We start from the raw sequence: 16,749 nt of genomic DNA, 5'->3' as shown, positions 1-16,749 counted from the left end.
CGGCCTCTTGCTTTAGTCCAGTAGCTTCTCGGCTGATTTCGCCACGAGCTGCGATCGCTTGCGCGGGCCGCGCTCGACGAACAGCAGGCTCTGGCCGAAGATGAAGCAGTAGAACAGGAAGGCCTGCGCTTCAGCCGCCTCGGCCTCGAGGCCGGTCGCGCGGTAGAGTTCGGCGACGTGCTTCAGCCGCGCCGCGTCCACGTTCGCCACCGCTGCCGCGGCGCCCTCGTCCGAGCGGGCCCATTGCCGGATCGCAAGCTCGATGGCCATCCCGTCCGGATTGAGCCGCTCGGAATAGAGCTGGATCACCGCCCTCAGCCGTTCACGGGGCTCTTGGCCATCGAGACTCGTCTGCTGTGCGATCGCCGTTGAACGCCCCTCGCGCCAACGTTCCAGCATGGCACCGAGCAGCGCGGCACGGTCGGCGAAGCGGCGGTAGAAGCCGCCCTTGGTGACGCCCAGGTTCTTGGCGAGCACCTCGACCCGAACCCCCTCGACCCCCGATCGGGCAAGCTCGGTGAACCCTGCCTCGACCCAGACATCGCCTTTGCCGTCGCTCATGCAGGAAGTCTCGCCGATTCTTGATACGGTGCCGTATTGCTAACGCGGGAGGAGATTGATACGCTACCGTATCAGCCATCAAAGGCAAAAAAAGCCAGGGAGAATTGCGATGGAGCAGGAGGCGACCTATCGCGGCACAGTCTATCCGTGGCAGTGCGATCACGTCGGCCACATGAACATCATGTGGTATGTCGGAAAATTCGACGAGGCCAACTGGAATCTGTTCGCACGCCTCGGGCTGACGCCGAGCTATCTGCGCGGCTCCGGCCGCGGCATGGCCGCTGTGCAGCAGAACATCACCTACAAGCGCGAGCTGCTCGCCGGCGACATCGTCGAAATCCGCAGTCATCTGCTGGAGATCCGCGACAAATCGATCCGCTTCCGGCACGACATGGCCAATGCCGAGACCGGCGAGATCGCCGCGTTCTGCGAGATCACCGGCGTGCACATGGACCGTAGCCAGCGCAAATCGGTGCTGTTCACGGATGCCATCCGCGAGATCGCCTTGAGGCATCTCGCCGAGCCGGCAGAGGCCTGACCCATGGCCGCATACGAGCCGAAGAACCCGGGCTATCGCGCGGCTGCCATCGCCATGTTCGACGGCCAGCCGGCGATGCACACGCTCGGCATCGTGATCCTCCGCCTTGCGCCGGGCGAGGCTGAACTCGCCATGCCGCATTCGCCGGCGCTCACACAGCAGAACGGCTTTGTCCACGCCGGCATCATTACCGCAGGACTCGACAATGCCTGTGGTGTCGCCGCCTTCACCCTGATGCCGCGCGAGGCCGATATCCTCACCGTCGAGTTCAAGACCACGTTGCTCGCGCCGGCACGGGGCGAGCGTTTTGTCTTCAAGGCCGAGGTGGTCAAGCCCGGCCGCACGCTGACCTTTTGCGAGGCCCGGGCGCTTGCCGAGCACGAGGGCAAGGTCACGTTGATCGCCACGATGACCGGGACGCTGATGGCAATGCTGCCCCGCGTTGTGGCCTTGCCCGAACCGCGCACGACCGCTGCATAGCGGTGATTGACAAGGCTGCCGGCGCATCCCTTGATACCCCCATCATGCTTGCAAGCCTTGGTCTCATTCTGCTCTGCCAGTTGATCGGCGAAGCCGTCGTGCGCGGCCTCGGCCTGCCGATGCCGGGCCCGGTGCTTGGCCTCCTGCTGCTCCTGATCTTGTTGCTCGCGCGCGACCGATTTGCGCTTCTCGCGCGCGGGCCGCTCCGCGATGATGGCATCGAGACGGCCAGCAAGGGTTTGTTGGCGCATCTGTCGCTGCTGTTCGTGCCGGCCGGCGTCGGCGTCGTGCAAAAGCTCGATCTGCTCGCGTCCCACGGCATCGCCATCATTCTCGTGCTCGCGCTGTCGGTGGTCGTCACGCTGCTCGCAACCGTACTTACCTTCCGCCTCGTCAGCCGCCTGTTGAGGCAACAGGACGCGCGATGAAGGACAATCCGTTCTCGCTCTGGGTCTATCTCTCGCAGTCGCCGCTGCTTTGGTTGACCGTGACGCTGCTGGTCTATGCCAGCACGGATGCGGTGTCGCTGGCGACGCGGCGCCATCCGCTCGCCAATCCCGTGCTGCATGCGATGTGGATCGTCGGCGCGTTCCTGCTGTTGACCGGTACCTCCTACACCACCTATTTCGCCGGCGCGCAGTTCGTGCATTTCCTTTTGGGGCCAGCGACGGTCGCGCTGGCTGTTCCACTCTACGAGAATCGCAAGCGTGTCGTCGCTTCGATCGTGCCGATGCTGGTGGCGCTGGTCGCGGGATCGGTCATCGCCGTGGTGTCGGTGGTGTTGCTGGCCGAGCTCGCCGGTCTGCCGCGCGACGTGGTTTTGTCGCTCGCGCCGAAATCCGTCACGGCCGGCGTTGCCATGGGCATCGCCGAATCCCTGCACGCCGATCCCTCGCTGGCAGCGGTTGCGGTCATCCTCACGGGCATCATGGGCGCGATCATCGTGACGCCGCTGATGAACCGCACCGGCATTACCGATTTCCGCGCCCGCGGCTTTGCCGCCGGCCTTGCCGCGCACGGGATCGGTACCGCGCGTGCGTTCCAGGTCGACGAAATCGCCGGCGTCTTCTCCGGCATCGCGATGAGCCTGAACGCTTTGGTGACCTCCTTCCTGGTACCTTTGGCGGTCACGCTGCTGGTGCGATGACATCGTCGCCGCGACACTCTATATGACCTGTAACAATTCCCGGTCTCGAACCGTATCGACGGAGATGGGACCGAAACGGGACGAGATATGGCTGGATTCAGGAACAAAGGCCTGGTGCCGACGCGGCGCGCGGCGCTGACGCTGATTGGGGCGGGCGCCCTTGCAGCGGGTGGGATCACCTCGGCGCGCGCGGCGACCGACGAAGACGAGGTGCTGACCGAAGCCAAGGTGCTGCGCGACCCCGACGTTCCCGTCGCCGGTAATCCCGATGGCAACGTCAGCATTATCGAATGGTCCGACTATAACTGCCCCTATTGCCGCAAGCTCGAGCCCGAGTTGCGTCAGGTCATCCAGGACGACGGCAAGGTCAGGCTGGTGATGAAGGACTGGCCGATCCTCGGGCCGGTCTCGGTCACCGCGGCGCGGATCGCGCTCGCGGCGAAATTCCAGGACAAGTACCACCAGGCCCATGACGCGATGATGGGCGTCAGCTCGCGCCTGACCGAGCCACGCATCAACGAGCTGCTCGCGGCCGCCGGCGTCGACATGGACCGGTTGAGGCGTGATCTCACCGACCACGCCAAGGACATCGACGCCGTGCTCAAGCGCAACAACGAGCAGGCCGAAGCCTTCGGTTTCCGCGGCACCCCGTCCTTCATCGTCGGCAAGTACCGTGTGCCGGGCGTGCTCAGCATGGCCGAGTTCGAGCAGGTCATCGCCGATGCCCGCAAGGCCAAGATGAACTGAGGCGAGCGATATTCGCCGCGCAACACAAAGGCGCCGCCGCGGACCCGCGACGGCGCCTCATTCATGACACGGCGTCGTTACTTCGAGGAGATGCGGACCCAATCCTTGTGCGCGCGATCGCGCAGCGCGTCCCAATCGGCCTTGGCGACATCCCAATTCACGATGGTGCGATTGGTGGTCGCGACCTCGCCATTGGCGACCGACGACGTCTGCATGGAGTCGTAAACATAAACGCCGCAGCCGAGCAGCAACGCGCCCAAAATCATTCCAAGAAACATCCGCATGGCGAAACCTCCGATGACGGGCGATAACGTCGGCCCCGACCGATGGTTCCGCAACAGTGCGGCGCAGGTAAGGACGGCCCGTTCACGCTCCATTCAGCCACTGCACCAGCTGCGCGTTGATCTCGCGCGGATAGGTATGGCTGAGGTCGTCGATCTCGCGATAGGTGACGTCTGCGCCGGCGGCGGCGAGGGCCGCCTGTGTCTGCCGCGCGGTCTGCACCGGAAACATCCAGTCGAGCTTGCCATGCGTGATGAAGATCGGCAGGCGCTGCAGACGCGCAGCGTCGGCCATTTCGGCCATCAGCGGGTGGAAGGTCGCCGACACCGGCGCGAGATGCGTGAAGGGCGAGGCGCCGTCGAGTCCTGTGACGTAGCAGAAGGTGCCGCCGTCGCTCATGCCTGTCAGCAGCATGCGCGAGGCGTCGATGCTCCAGCGGCTGCGCACCGTTTCGAGAATGCGCATGAGGTTGGGCGTGTCGGTGTCGTCACCCATCAGGGCCCAGGTCGGGCCGGTCGCGGTCGGCGTCACCAGGATCGCGCCAAGACTGCGGGCGTCGCGCAGCCAGCTCCACAGAAAGCCACGGCCGTTGCCGCTGCCGCCATGCAACGCCATCACCAGCGGCATGGCGCGGTCGGGCGTGTAATATTCGGGCACGTAGACCGAAAAGCCGCCGCGGCTGCCGGGCTCGTTGTGATCGTGGATGATGCCGGTGTGCGCGTCCGCGCCGGCTTCGAGCCGCGACAACAGGTCGGCGTTCTCGCGCGTGGCGGCGTTGAGGAAGAAGCTGCTCACCGGCGGAAACTGCACCGCCAGCGGATAGAGTGCCTCCTGCGCGCGCGGCGCATGGCGCAGCGCGCGGAAGACCGCGACGAGGTCGCCATTGCCACGCTCGACCTCGCGCAGGCCGGCAAAGGCGGCGAGCGTCTCGTCGCAGGCACGATCGAGCCGCTCACGCAGTCCTGTGAACTGTTCCGGCCATTCTCCGATTGCCGCCCGCGCCGTTTGCAACGCCTCGTCGGGAGCGCCGATCGCGTTCATCACGGAGCCGAAGGCCGGCGGATGCAGGTTTCGCTGAAAGAAACCGAGCGCTTCCAGCGCATTGAGCAGCGGCGGCAGCACGGCCACGATGTCGTCAACGACGGCCTCGCTCATCGTCGCTTCCTTGCGTCAGTTCTGATCGTTAGTGCAACTTTGGCGCCTTCAAGAGCTTGAAGCGATCGGTCGAGGTCACCGTCACGTCGAAGGTGACGCCTTCATGATGTACCGTCAGCGGCACGTCGACGCCGGCGGCGCCGAGGCCCCACAGCTTCTTGTAGAAGCCGGTCTGGCTCGTGACCTTCTCGCCGTCCACCGCGAGAATGACATCGCCGGTCTTGAGCTCGGCACGGGCGGCCGGGCCGTTGGCGGAGATCCCGATAACCACCACGCGGTTGTCGATCTCGGTCGAAAAGAGTCCGAGCCACGGCCGTGCCGGCTTGTTGACGCGGCCGAATCTGCGCAGATCGTCCAGGATCGGTTTCAACAGGTCGATCGGCACGATCATGTTGACGTGCTCGGCCTTGCCGTCGCGCTCGCGTTCGAGCTGCAGAGAGCCGATGCCGATCAGCTCGCCGCGCTCGTTGAGGAGCGCCGTGCCGCCCCAGTTCGGGTGCGCGGGATGGGTGAAGACGGCCTCGTCCAGGAGGTATTCCCAGTAGCCGGCGAATTCCTGCTTGGCCACGATCTGGCTCGCGACCGAACGCGTGCGTCCGCCGGTGCCGCCGACCACGACGCGGTCGCCGAGTCGGGTCTCGGCCGAGATGCCGAGCGGCAGGGGGTCGACGTCGAGCCGGCCGAGCGCCTGCACCAGGCCAAAGCCGGTGACGGCATCGAAGCCGAGCACATGTCCCTCCACCACGCGCCCGTCTCCGACATGCAGCCACACGGACTCTGCTTCGGTGATGAGATAACCGATGGTGAGCACCAGCCCATCGTCGATCACGACGCCGTTGCCGGCGCGTTCGGTCCCCAGTGTCTCGGCGCTGAAGGCGTCCGGCGGGATGATGGCATGCAGGCCCACGACGGAGGCGAGCGCGCGGTCGAGATCGAAACCGTAGTCGCTCGCACGCGGCTGATTGGCCGGCGGCACTCTCCATTCGGTCAGGGCGGGCATGGAGTTCTCCTGGCTGAGGGCATCGCTCCGCCATGGCTAGCGGAACGACGCGCGAAGCACGCATAATTTAGGCCGGAGGAGGCCGTCTTGAAAGCCTCGTTCCCAACTATTCCGGAGAACGCCGTGTGAAATCTTTGAAAGGCACAGGAACGGTTCATGCACGGTCGGTCGGCTCTCCGGCAGTGGCCGCATGGCTGCTGTCCGGCGAGGTGCTAGGCGTCGCACAATGAAGCTGCTAACCATTGCCGCTTCGTTTGACCTAGGGATCACGGACCGAAGCATGGACAACCGCAGCGACATCTGGCGTGGCATCGACACGATCAAGGCACGTTTCATCGACCTCAGTGACAAGGTCTGGGGCATGCCCGAGGTGTGCTACACCGAGGCGCGGTCCGCCGCCGAGCATCTTGCCGAGCTGCGCCATCAGGGTTTTCGCATCACCGAGCAGGTCGCGGGCATTCCGACCGCGGTGATGGGCGAATGGGGCGAGGGCGGGCCGGTCATTGCCTTCATGGGGGAATATGATGCGCTGCCGGGCCTCAGCCAGGAGGCGGGCGTCGCGGAGCATCGTCCGGTCGAGACCGGCGGCCACGGCCATGGCTGCGGTCACAATCTGCTCGGCTCGGCGGCGCTGCTGGCCGCGACCGCGGTGAAGGACTGGCTCGCCGAGAACAAGGTGCCCGGCCGCGTGCGTTATTACGGCTGCCCGGCGGAAGAAGGCGGCGCGGCAAAAGCCTTCATGGTCCGCTCCGGCGCGTTCGAGGACGCTGATATTGCCATCACCTGGCACCCGAGCAGCTTATGGGAGGTGGCGGTGACGCCGTCGCTCGCTAATACCCGCGCCGATTTCATCTTCACCGGCCGTACCTCGCATGCGGCGGCCTCGCCGCATCTCGGCCGCTCCGCGCTCGACGCAGTGGAATTGATGAATGTCGGCGTGAACTATATGCGCGAGCACATGCCGAGCGATGCGCGCGTCCACTACGCGGTGCTCGATACCGGTGGCATCGCGCCGAACGTGGTGCAGGCCCACGCGCGTGTGCGCTATTCGATCCGCGCCCGCGACCTGCCAGGCATGAACGAGCTGGTCGGGCGCGTGAACAAGATCGCGCAGGGCGCGGCCTTGATGACCGAGACCAAGATGGAGATGAAGATCATTTCCGCGGTCTCCAACATCCTGCCCAATGCTCCCTTGGAGCAGGCGCTGCACCGGGTCATGGAAGAGCTCGGCCCGCCGCATTTCGACGACGCCGACAAGAACTTCGCGACCCAAATCCGCGCAACGCTGAGCGACAAGGACATCGCCGCAGTCTATTATGCGATCGGCATGGAGCCAACCGATCGGCCGCTGGCCGACTTCCTGGTGCCGCTCGATGCCAAGCGTAACCCGCAGGTTGGCTCGACCGATGTGGGCGATGTGAGCTGGGTGGTGCCGACCGTGCAGGTCCATGCACCCACGGTTGCAATCGGCACGCCCTTCCACACCTGGCAGGTGGTCGCGCAGGGCAAGAGCGCGCATGCGCACAAGGCCATGGTGCAGGCCGCCAAGGCGATGGCCGGCATCGGCATCAAGGCGCTGACGGATCCGGAGCTGATCAGGGCTGCCAAGGCTGACCTCGAGAAGCGGACGGCGAAGACGCCTTACGTCTGTCCGCTGCCAGACCACGTCGCACCGCCGCTCGACATGTCCGTGGCGTAGATTTCGCCTCGATACTTCGTCTGATCCGGCGCTCAAATTTTCTGCAGTGCAGCGCGAAACTCAGCGTGTTTCGACGCTGGATTGCCGAACGGATGGGCTGCGGAATATGGTTTTGCCCAACAGACAGTCAGAAGACCGTTTGCATACACACGGTCGCAGTTGACGCGCACCCCATTAGGTGTGCCATCTACCGCCAGCCAAGCCCGGTGGTCGCCTCGCGCGACCGCCTGCATCCATACGGGAACCAGACGGGGGACAACCATGCTGGATAAAGAACTACGTTCGATGATCGGTGACGTGAAGGACGGGCGGATGGATCGCCGCGGCTTCATTCAGCGCTTGGCTGCCGTGGGTCTCACCGCGCCTCTGGCCAATCAGATCCTCGCGCTTGGCGGGGTGGCCATGGCTGAGGGCGCCTCGACCTACAAGCCGACCAAGCGCGGCGGCGGTGGTGCGCTCAAGCTGCTGTGGTGGCAGGGGCCGACCCTGCTCAATCCGCATTTTGCCACCGGCACCAAGGACCAGGATGGCGCGCGCCTGTTCTACGAGCCGCTCGCCTGCTGGGATCCCGACGGCAACATGAAGCTGGTCCTGGCCGCCGAAATTCCCTCGATCCAGAATGGTGGCCTCGCCGCTGACGGCAAGTCGGTGACCTGGAAGCTCAAGCCCGGCGTCAAATGGCATGACGGCACGCCGTTCACAGCCGACGACGTCGTCTTCAACTGGGAATATGCCAAGGATCCGGCGACCTCCGCACTGACGATCGCGACGCTCCGCGACATCACGGTCGAGAAGGTGGACGACCTCACGGTCCGCGTCCTCTTCAACAAGCCGACGCCGTTCTGGGCTGACGCTTTTGTCGGGGCTCCCAATACGATCATCCCGAAACATCTGTTCAAGGACTATATGGGGTCCAAGTCGCGGGAGGCGCCGACCAACCTCTCGCCGGTCGGCACCGGCCCCTACAAGTTCGTCGAGTTCAAGCCGGGCGATCTTGTCCGCGGCGTGATCAATCCCGATTATCACATGGCGAACCGGCCCTATTTCGATTCGATCGAGATGAAGGGGGGCGGCGACGCCGTCTCTGCCGCGCGCGCGGTGATCCAGACCGGCGAATATGATTTCGGCTGGAACATTCAGGTCGAGGACGACGTGCTGCTGCGCCTGGAGAAAGGCGGCAAGGGAAAGACCGTCTACGCCGTCGGCGGCGACACCGAATTCATCGCGCTGAACTTCACCGATCCCAACACCGAGGTCGATGGCGAACGCTCCTCGATGAAGACCAAGCACCCGCTGTTTTCCGATCCGGCGGTGCGCAAGGCGCTCTCGCTGCTGATCGATCGCGAGTCGGTCAAGAAGGCGATCTACGGCCGCGCCGGCCGCACCACCGCCAACTTCCTCAACGGGCCCGAAAAATTCGTGTCCAAGAACACCACGTGGGAGTTCAGCATTGAGAAGGCCTCGAAGATCCTCGACGACGCCGGCTGGAAGCCGGGCGCCGACGGCATCCGCGAGAAGGACGGCAAGAAACTGAAGCTCCTCTACCAGACTGCGATCAACGGGCCGCGCCAGAAGACGCAGGCCATCGTCAAGCAGGCCTGCCAGAAGGCGGGCATCGACGTCGAGCTGAAATCGGTCGTCGCCTCCGTGTTCTTCTCCTCCGACGTCGGCAATCCCGATACCTATTCCAAGTTCTACGCCGACATGGAGATGTTCCAGATCCCGCTGAGCCAGCCCGATCCGTCGCAGCACATGCGTCGCTACCTTTCGAACCTCGTCGCCACGAAGGAGAACAAGTGGCAGGGCACCAACTTCCCGCGCTGGGTCAACAAGGAGTACGACGCGACCATCCTGGCCGCGGACGGCGAGATGGATCCAGTCAAGCGCGCGGCGTTCTACATCAAGGCCAACGACCTCATGTATCAGGACATCGTGTTCATCCCGGTGCAGCACCGCTTGAAGGTCGAGGCGGCCGCCAACAATCTGCGCCCGGTCGTTTCCGGCTGGGCCAACGAGACCGACAATTTGTTCGACTGGTATCGCGAAGAATGATCACGCACGCCTAGAGCGGTCCTTCTTCATGAGCCAGTATGTCCTGCGTCGCCTCCTGATCGCGATTCCGAGCCTGCTCGGAATTTCGCTCGTGCTGTTCGTCGTGCTCGCACTAGCCCCGGGCGATCCCTTCTCGGAGCTGGCGACCAATCCGAATGTGCCGCCCGAAGTCGCTCTCGCGCTTCGGGCGAAGTTCGGCCTCGACGATCCGATCTACCTTCGTTACCTGCACTGGCTCAACGCCATGCTGCACGGCGACTGGGGTTTCTCCTTCGTCAGCCGGATGAACGTCGACACGCTCATTCTCCAGCGACTGCCGACGACCCTCTACGTGATCGGCTCGGCGCAGATTCTGGCGCTCCTGATCGCGATCCCGGTCGGGGTCTATGCCGCGACGAAACCTTATTCGCTGTTCGACCAGGTTGCCAACACGCTGGCCTTCGTCGGCTTCTCGCTCCCGACCTTCTTCACAGGCATCCTGTTCATCCTGATCTTTTCGGTCACGCTGGACTGGCTGCCCTTCGTCTACACCACGGACATCAAGGGCACGGGCATTCACTGGCTCGCGGAGACGATCCGTCAGGCGATCATGCCTGTGGCGGTGCTCGGCCTGTTCCAGGCTGCGTCGATGACGCGCTTCGTGCGCTCGGCGATGCTCGACGTGATCCGGCTGGACTATGTCACCACCGCGCGCGCCAAGGGCATCGGCCAGCGGCGGGTGATCATCAAGCACGTGATGCGCAACGCGATGATCCCGGTCGTTACGCTGATTGCCTTGCAAATTCCGGCGGTGTTCGGCGGCGCCATCGTTACCGAGCAGATCTTCCGCATCCCCGGCATCGGCTCGCTGCTGATCTCCTCCATCCTTTCCAACGACACGCCGGTGGTGATGGCCGTCACCTTCGTCTTTGCGTGCCTGGTCGTGCTGTTCAATCTCATCGCGGACGTTCTTTATGGCTGGCTTGACCCTCGCATCTCCCTCCGCTGAGCGGCGCGTCTACTCGCCCTGGCGCGAGACGTGGCGGCGCTATAGCCGCCACAAGCTTGCCGTGGTCAGCGCGTTTCTGCTCCTCGTTCTGATCCTGGCAGTGGTGGTCGGCCCCTTTATCTGGCGGGTCAAGATCGACGACATCGACATCGTGGCGGGCATGCAGGGGCCGTCGCTGGCCCATCCCTTCGGCACCGACGATCTCGGGCAGGATATCCTCGCCCGCATGATCTATGGCGGACGCATCTCGCTCGCGGTCGGTCTCGCTGCGATGCTGGTCTCGGTCTTTGTCGGCGTGCTGATCGGCGCGCTCGCCGGCATGTCGCGCGGTGCACTCGGTCATGGACTGATGTGGCTCACCGATCTCTTTTTGTCGCTGCCGCAATTGCCCCTCCTGCTCCTACTGATCTATCTCTTCCGCGACGGGTTGAAGGCCGCTTTCGGCCCCGAGGGCGGCATTTTCATCCTGATCGTGCTCGTGATCGGTGGCTTGCGCTGGATGCCCGTCGCCCGCCTCGTTCGTGCGCAGTTCCTGTCGATCCGTGAGAAGGAATTCGTCGAAGCCGCGCGCGCGCTCGGGGCAAGTCCGGTGCGGCAGGTGGTGCGCCATATCCTGCCCAATGCGCTGGGTCCGGTGATCATCGCCGGCACCATCGACGTTGCCGCCGCCATCATCGCGGAATCGACGCTGTCCTTCCTCGGCCTCGGCTTCCCTCCGGATACGCCGACCTGGGGCCGCCTGCTCTATGATGCCAAGGACTTTCTCGACATCGGCCCGCACTGGGCGCTGTTTCCGGGCGGCGCGATCTTCATCGCGGTGGTCGCCATCAACTTCATCGGCGACGGCCTGCGTGACGCGCTCGATGCGCGACGGGTGATCTGATGGCGCCGTTGCTCGAGATCAAGGGACTGAAAACCCATTTCTCCACCGACGACGGCATCCTCCAGGCCGTTGACGGTGTCGACATCTCCATCAACCGCGGCGAGACGCTCTGCGTCGTCGGCGAATCCGGCTGCGGCAAGACCGTCACCGCGATGTCGATCCTGAAACTGATCGCGATGCCGCCAGGCCGCATCGCGGCGGGCGAGATCATCTTCGAGGGCCGCGATCTCGTGCCGCTGACGAGCAGTCAGCTCGACGAGATCCGCGCCAAGGAGATCGGCTTCATCTTCCAGGAGCCGATGACCTCGCTCAATCCGGTGCTGACCATCGGCGAGCAGATCGCCGAAAGCCTGCGCCGCCATGAGAACGTCACCAGGAAACAGGCGCTCGAGCGCACCATCGAGATGCTCAAGCTGGTGCAGATTCCCAACGCTGAAGGCCGCGTCCACAACTATCCGCATCAGTTCTCCGGCGGCATGCGTCAGCGCGTGATAATCGCGATGGCGCTCGCCTGCAAGCCGAAGCTGATCATCGCGGACGAACCCACCACGGCCCTCGATGTCACCATTCAGGCGCAGATCCTCGACCTGCTCCAGGACATGAAGGAACGTTTCGGCATGGCGGTGATGCTGATCACCCATGCCATGGGCGTCGTCGCCGAGACCGCGCAGCGCGTCGTCGTGATGTATGCCGGCAAGGTGGTGGAGGAGGCGCCTGTCGACGACCTTTTCGGCAACCCCGGCCATCCCTATACCCAGGGATTGATCCGCTCGATCCCGCGCATCGATCTTGCCAGCGAGCACAAGGTCCGGCTGGAGGCGATCGGCGGCTCGGTGCCGATCCTGATCAATCCGCCGGTCGGTTGCCGCTTCGCTCCGCGCTGCCGCCACGCCATGAGCGTCTGCACCGAAAGGGAGCCGCTGCTGCGCGAGATCGCGCCCGGCCACCGCATGGCCTGTCATCTGGGAGATACGCAGTTGGGAGGCGCAGCATGACCGAGCCTTTGCTCCGCGTCAGCGGCCTGAAGAAATATTTTCCGGTGCATGGCGGCCTGTTGTCGCGTCAGGTCGGCAGCGTTTATGCGGTTGACGGGGTCTCGTTCTCGGTCAATCGCGGCGAGACGCTCGGCCTCGTCGGCGAATCCGGCTGCGGCAAGTCGACGACGGGACGCTGTGTGCTGCGCCTGATCGAGCCGACCGACGGCGAAGTCGTGTTCGATGGTCAGGACGTCCGCCAGCTCGGCGGCACCGATTTGCGCGCGATGCGGCGGAACATGCAGCTCGTGTTCCAGGACCCGTTCGCCTCCCTCAATCCGCGGATGACGGTCGGCGCCATCCTCGGCGAGGCGCTGATCATCCATAAGCTCGGCTCATCGGCCAAGGAGCGCGAGGATCGCGTCGCGAGGCTGCTGGTGAAGGTCGGTCTCAAGGCCGAGCATATGCGGCGCTATCCGCATGAATTCTCCGGCGGCCAGCGCCAGCGCATCGTGATCGCGCGTGCGCTCGCGGTCGAACCGAAGCTGATCGTCTGCGACGAACCGGTGTCCGCGCTCGACGTCTCGATCCAGGCGCAGGTCATCAATCTGCTGGAAGATCTCCAGGCCGAGCTGAACCTCACCTATCTCTTCGTCGCGCATGATTTGTCGGTGGTCGAGCACATCTCCGACCGCGTCGCGGTGATGTATCTTGGCCGTATCGTCGAGCTCGCCAAGGCCAGCGACCTCTATCGCAATCCGCAGCATCCCTACACGAGGGCGCTGTTATCAGCGGTGCCAGTGCCCGATCCCAAGCTCAAGCGCGAGCGCATCCGCCTCAAGGGCGACGTTCCGAGCCCGATGAAGCCGCCGTCGGGCTGCCACTTCCACACCCGCTGTCCCATCGCGCAGCCGCGTTGCGCGGAAAGCGCACCGGAGCTGAAGGAGGGAGCGGGCGGGCACTTCGTGGCGTGCCATCTCGCCTGACGCCGGGAAAAGCGGAGCGCGCTTTCACGCGTGAAGCAGGCCGTGCTCCGAAAGGGCCTGCCTGAAAGCCTCAACCGAGGTGTGGTGATGCGCGAACAGACCCGCCTCTCTCGCGCCGGCGACATTGGCCATGAGATCGTCGACGAACAGGACGCTATCCGGTTTCACGTTGAGCTCCGACAGACAGAGGCGGTAGCAGCGCGGGTCCGGCTTCGCCGTCTTGAACCGGGCCGAGGCGTACATTCGCGAGCCGAACAGCGGCGGCAATTCCGGAAGCAGCGCAGCGATATGGTCGGCGACCAGCGTGGTGTTGTTGGTCAGGACGGCAATGTCGACGGTTTGACGCAAGCTGCCGGCAATCTCCAGCATGGCACGATCAATCTGCATTGAGCGGCGTCGCGCCTCGATCCACTCGTCAAGTGACAGCGGATAGCCGATGCGCTCGCCGAAGCCCCGCAAATAGTCCGCGGCATCGAGAGTGCCGGAATCGCCGAGCAACTCGAAGCCGCTGTCCCAGATCGCCTTGTGGACGGATTCGCTCGTGATCCCCGCAAGCTTCGCCAGCCATGCGACGCGCCTTGCCCTGTCGTAGTCGCAAAGGACATTGTCCATGTCGAAGAGGACGAGCTTGATTCCACCAGTCACAGCGGCACTCTCGGATGGGCCGAACATCCGGCCGTGATCCAAGCCATACCGCGCTGGAGCGCCGGCGACAAATCCGAAGCAACAGTCGATCCCGTCACGCGCTCCTCGCGGGCCAGGGAACGACCTGTCCCGACATCACCAGCCGGTCACGGCCGTTGTCCTTGGCGGCGTAGAGCGCGCGATCGGCGGCGGCGACCAGCGTGCTGCAGTCCGTCGTGGTTTGGGATGGAAGGCTCGTCGCGCCGCCAACGCTTGCAGTCACCAGGCGGGAGGGGGGACTTTGCGCATGCAGCATGGCGAGATCGTGCAGGGCCTTGCGAATCCCATCGCCGACCTCGGCGCAGCCCTCGGGACCGGTGTTCGGCAACAGCACGGCGAATTCTTCGCCACCATAGCGTGCCGCGAGATCGGCCGGGCGCTTGGTGTGCGCGGACAGGATCCGGGCCAGCGCGCGCAGGCATCCGTCACCGGCCAGATGGCCGTATTGGTCGTTGAATTTCTTGAAATGATCGACATCGATCAGCAGGAGCGAGAGCTGCGTGCCGTCGCGCCTTGCGCGCGCCCATTCGTCTGCGAGACGCTCGTCGAATGCGCGCCGGTTGGCGAGGCCGGTGAGGCCGTCGGTCGTTGCAAGCGAGGCGAGCTTGTCCTGAAGATCCTTTTGCTCGGTCATGTCGCGCACCACCGCGACGACGCCGTCGATCTCGCCGCTGTCCGACGCCAGGGTCACGTGCAACGCCGCCTCCGCCCAGATCTCGCCCTTGTCGCGATGACGCTGGCGATAGACGAACCGCGTCTCCTCGGCCTCGCCATTCTTCAGCGCGGCGATGGCCTGCTCGACCCGCTCCATGTCGTCGGCGTGAATGCCGGCCAGGGCCGAGGTGGACAGCAATTCGTCGGAGGACCAGCCCGTGATGCGCACGCACGAGGGGGAAACGTAGAGCAGCCGGTTGTCCAGCCCGATCCGGGTCACCATGTCGCTGGATTGCTCGGCCAACAGGCGGAAGTTTGCTTCGCTGACGACAAGGGCCTGGGCCATGCGCTGCCGCTGCACGAGCTGACGGACCAGGTAAAAGCCGATCACCGCGATCAGCAGCACGAGGCCGAGGACGAAGATAGTGCGCGCAGCCGCGGCTTGCCGCCAGGGCGCCAGCACGTCGTCCCGCGACTTGCTCGCCAGCACCATCAGGGGATAGCGGCTGCTGCGCTGGTAGTAGCTCAGCCGCTGGACGCCATCGAGCGGCGACTTGAAATAGTAGACTGCGGCGGCGGGACGACTTTCCCAACCCTTGAACAAGGGCGCATTGGACAGGTCGCGTCCGACAAAGGCGCCGCTGTCGTCGCGGCTGCGCGCGAGCATGATGCCGCTATCGTTGAGAAGCGATGCCGAGCCGTTCGTACCGATGTCGAACCGCTCGTAGAACTTGACGAAATAGCTGACGTCGATCGTGAGCAGGGCAACGCCGGCGAAGCCGCCGTCGGCATCGTTGATCCGGCGGGACGCGGTAATGATCCATTGGCCCCCGGATCGGCTCTTCACGGGCGGTCCGATCAGCGTGCCCGTCTTCGGCGAGTCGCGATGGCGCTGGAAATATTCGCGGTCGCTGTTGTTGAGCTTGGAGAAATCGAGGCGCTCGGTCGTGGCAAGCCACTGCCCGGTCTCGTCATAAACGAAGATGCCGCGGATGCGGTCCGATGATTTTCGTGTCGGCAGATAGGCCTGAAGCTTGGTGATCGTGTCCGGACCCGTCCCATCGAGTTCGAGCCGATGGACCAACCCGACGAGGATCGTATCAACGAGTTCGAACGTGTCGTCCGCGTGCTGGACCAGCGAATGCGCCAGGTTGGCGACGTCGATCTCGGCGTTCTTGAGATCGGCATTGCGTGTTTCCCATTCACGCCAGGCGCTCAAGCCGAGGATGGCGAAGCAGGTCAGGATGACGAAACCCGCTGCCCAGATCGGAAGGCGCGTCTTTCCGAGGTCGCGGCCCGTGGTCATCAGGCTTGCTCCATTTCGGCGCAAACCTCCCACTTTGGCCTTAACGGCCTGTTGCAACATCCGCGCGGATTGTGCGCTTCCGGTCGGAACAGTCCTCGACAATTGACGGGCTATGGTCGAGCTAACAAGCTGGCCTCAGGCGTCGGCTTCGCCCGGCCTTCCTGCCTCACTCATCCAGCGTGAAGCCGACGCGCAGCGTAACCTGGTAGTGGCCCACGGCACCGTTCTCGATATGGCCGCGCGTTTGCACCACCTCGAACCATTTCATCTCGCGAACGGTCTTGGCGGCCCGGCTGACCGCGTTCTTGATCGCATCCTCGATCGAGGTCTCGGACGATCCGACCAGTTCCAGGATCTTGTAGACGTGATCTGTCTCGCTTGTGGCCATGACCATTCTCCCCTTGTGCTGTGGCGGGACCGGATTTGTCTGTCGCGGACAACCGCCGCCCGCGCGACATCCGGCCTCGACTCTGAACGGATGCCGGCGCTTCGAGTTCCGTCCCCGGCAGGATCCTGCCGCTCGCCTTCTGGGGTGTCTCCCTTTTTTGCAAGTGCACGAAAATCTGGATCGCGTGTGCAAGCGGCGCTCCCGAATTGGCGCGCGGTCGCGGGC

The 16,749-nt window shown here is 64.4% G+C and carries 18 protein-coding genes; 11 read left to right on the top strand and 7 right to left on the bottom strand.

Translation table 11 applies throughout. The annotated features are described in order from the left end of the window. Positions 1 to 12: 12 nt before the first annotated feature. Positions 13 to 561 carry a TetR/AcrR family transcriptional regulator gene (locus tag C7G41_RS02360; RefSeq protein WP_106941052.1) on the bottom strand — a complete coding sequence of 183 codons (549 nt, stop codon included), beginning with the start codon at positions 559 to 561 and terminating at the stop codon, positions 13 to 15. Between the two features lie 109 nt (positions 562 to 670). Between C7G41_RS02360 and C7G41_RS02355 the strand changes: the two genes are divergently transcribed. The 5 genes from C7G41_RS02355 (at position 671) to C7G41_RS02335 (ending at position 3,473) form a co-directional block, all read left to right on the top strand. Continuing rightward, positions 671 to 1,099 (top strand): thioesterase family protein, encoded by a 429-nt coding sequence (locus C7G41_RS02355; protein WP_106941051.1) that lies wholly within the window; start codon positions 671 to 673, stop codon positions 1,097 to 1,099. A 3-nt stretch (positions 1,100 to 1,102) separates the two neighbouring features. Then, positions 1,103 to 1,579, top strand: a complete 477-nt coding sequence (locus tag C7G41_RS02350) for a PaaI family thioesterase (RefSeq protein ID WP_106941050.1) — start codon at positions 1,103 to 1,105, stop codon at positions 1,577 to 1,579. A 44-nt stretch (positions 1,580 to 1,623) separates the two neighbouring features. Next, positions 1,624 to 2,007, top strand: a complete 384-nt coding sequence (locus C7G41_RS02345; protein WP_106941049.1) for a CidA/LrgA family protein — start codon at positions 1,624 to 1,626, stop codon at positions 2,005 to 2,007. Continuing rightward, positions 2,004 to 2,726 carry an LrgB family protein gene (locus C7G41_RS02340; protein ID WP_106941048.1) on the top strand — a complete coding sequence of 241 codons (723 nt, stop codon included), beginning with the start codon at positions 2,004 to 2,006 and terminating at the stop codon, positions 2,724 to 2,726. Before C7G41_RS02345 ends, C7G41_RS02340 begins: the two co-directional genes overlap by 4 nt. Positions 2,727 to 2,813: 87 nt before the next feature. After that, positions 2,814 to 3,473, top strand: coding sequence for a DsbA family protein (locus tag C7G41_RS02335; RefSeq protein ID WP_106941047.1), 660 nt, complete (start codon positions 2,814 to 2,816; stop codon positions 3,471 to 3,473). Positions 3,474 to 3,550: 77 nt separating this feature from the next. Here the strand turns inward: C7G41_RS02335 and C7G41_RS02330 are convergent, their stop codons facing one another. The 3 genes from C7G41_RS02330 to C7G41_RS02320 all read right to left on the bottom strand — a co-directional run bounded on the left by C7G41_RS02330 (position 3,551) and on the right by C7G41_RS02320 (position 5,910). Further along, positions 3,551 to 3,757 (bottom strand): hypothetical protein, encoded by a 207-nt coding sequence (locus C7G41_RS02330; RefSeq protein WP_027514183.1) that lies wholly within the window; start codon positions 3,755 to 3,757, stop codon positions 3,551 to 3,553. Positions 3,758 to 3,839: 82 nt separating this feature from the next. Next, entirely contained in the window at positions 3,840 to 4,910 is a 1,071-nt protein-coding gene (locus C7G41_RS02325) for a phospholipase (RefSeq protein ID WP_106941046.1), read from the bottom strand. A 28-nt stretch (positions 4,911 to 4,938) separates the two neighbouring features. Further along, entirely contained in the window at positions 4,939 to 5,910 is a 972-nt protein-coding gene (locus C7G41_RS02320) for a S1C family serine protease (protein ID WP_106941045.1), read from the bottom strand. Between the two features lie 280 nt (positions 5,911 to 6,190). On the opposite strand from C7G41_RS02320, the gene C7G41_RS02315 reads away from it, so the two are divergent. The 6 genes from C7G41_RS02315 to C7G41_RS02290 all read left to right on the top strand — a co-directional run bounded on the left by C7G41_RS02315 (position 6,191) and on the right by C7G41_RS02290 (position 13,492). Further along, positions 6,191 to 7,609 (top strand): M20 family metallopeptidase, encoded by a 1,419-nt coding sequence (locus tag C7G41_RS02315; protein ID WP_199198083.1) that lies wholly within the window; start codon positions 6,191 to 6,193, stop codon positions 7,607 to 7,609. 261 nt (positions 7,610 to 7,870) lie between these two features. Next, positions 7,871 to 9,661 carry a peptide ABC transporter substrate-binding protein gene (locus C7G41_RS02310; RefSeq protein WP_106941043.1) on the top strand — a complete coding sequence of 597 codons (1,791 nt, stop codon included), beginning with the start codon at positions 7,871 to 7,873 and terminating at the stop codon, positions 9,659 to 9,661. Positions 9,662 to 9,689: 28 nt separating this feature from the next. Then, positions 9,690 to 10,649, top strand: a complete 960-nt coding sequence (locus C7G41_RS02305) for an ABC transporter permease (protein WP_106941042.1) — start codon at positions 9,690 to 9,692, stop codon at positions 10,647 to 10,649. Then, positions 10,615 to 11,532 (top strand): ABC transporter permease, encoded by a 918-nt coding sequence (locus C7G41_RS02300; RefSeq protein WP_007597392.1) that lies wholly within the window; start codon positions 10,615 to 10,617, stop codon positions 11,530 to 11,532. Before C7G41_RS02305 ends, C7G41_RS02300 begins: the two co-directional genes overlap by 35 nt. Further along, positions 11,532 to 12,527 (top strand): ABC transporter ATP-binding protein, encoded by a 996-nt coding sequence (locus C7G41_RS02295; protein ID WP_106941041.1) that lies wholly within the window; start codon positions 11,532 to 11,534, stop codon positions 12,525 to 12,527. The genes C7G41_RS02300 and C7G41_RS02295 overlap by 1 nt, the downstream gene beginning before the upstream one ends. Beyond that, entirely contained in the window at positions 12,524 to 13,492 is a 969-nt protein-coding gene (locus tag C7G41_RS02290; RefSeq protein WP_106941040.1) for an ABC transporter ATP-binding protein, read from the top strand. The genes C7G41_RS02295 and C7G41_RS02290 overlap by 4 nt, the downstream gene beginning before the upstream one ends. Positions 13,493 to 13,516: 24 nt before the next feature. On the opposite strand, the gene C7G41_RS02285 is transcribed toward C7G41_RS02290, so the two are convergent. The 3 genes from C7G41_RS02285 to C7G41_RS02275 form a co-directional block, all read right to left on the bottom strand. After that, positions 13,517 to 14,164 carry an HAD family phosphatase gene (locus tag C7G41_RS02285; protein WP_106941465.1) on the bottom strand — a complete coding sequence of 216 codons (648 nt, stop codon included), beginning with the start codon at positions 14,162 to 14,164 and terminating at the stop codon, positions 13,517 to 13,519. A gap of 67 nt (positions 14,165 to 14,231) precedes the next feature. Further along, positions 14,232 to 16,136, bottom strand: a complete 1,905-nt coding sequence (locus C7G41_RS02280; protein WP_199198082.1) for a diguanylate cyclase domain-containing protein — start codon at positions 16,134 to 16,136, stop codon at positions 14,232 to 14,234. A 166-nt stretch (positions 16,137 to 16,302) separates the two neighbouring features. Then, a complete protein-coding gene (locus tag C7G41_RS02275) occupies positions 16,303 to 16,524 on the bottom strand; it encodes a dodecin (RefSeq protein WP_106941464.1) in 222 nt (73 codons plus the stop codon). Positions 16,525 to 16,749 lie beyond the last annotated feature (225 nt).

Source organism: Bradyrhizobium sp. MOS002 (assembly GCF_003020115.1).
In the GTDB taxonomy this organism is placed as follows: Bacteria; Pseudomonadota; Alphaproteobacteria; order Rhizobiales; family Xanthobacteraceae; genus Bradyrhizobium.
The sequence above is the reverse complement of the archived record's forward strand: the minus strand, read 5'-3'. Positions and strand labels throughout refer to the sequence as shown.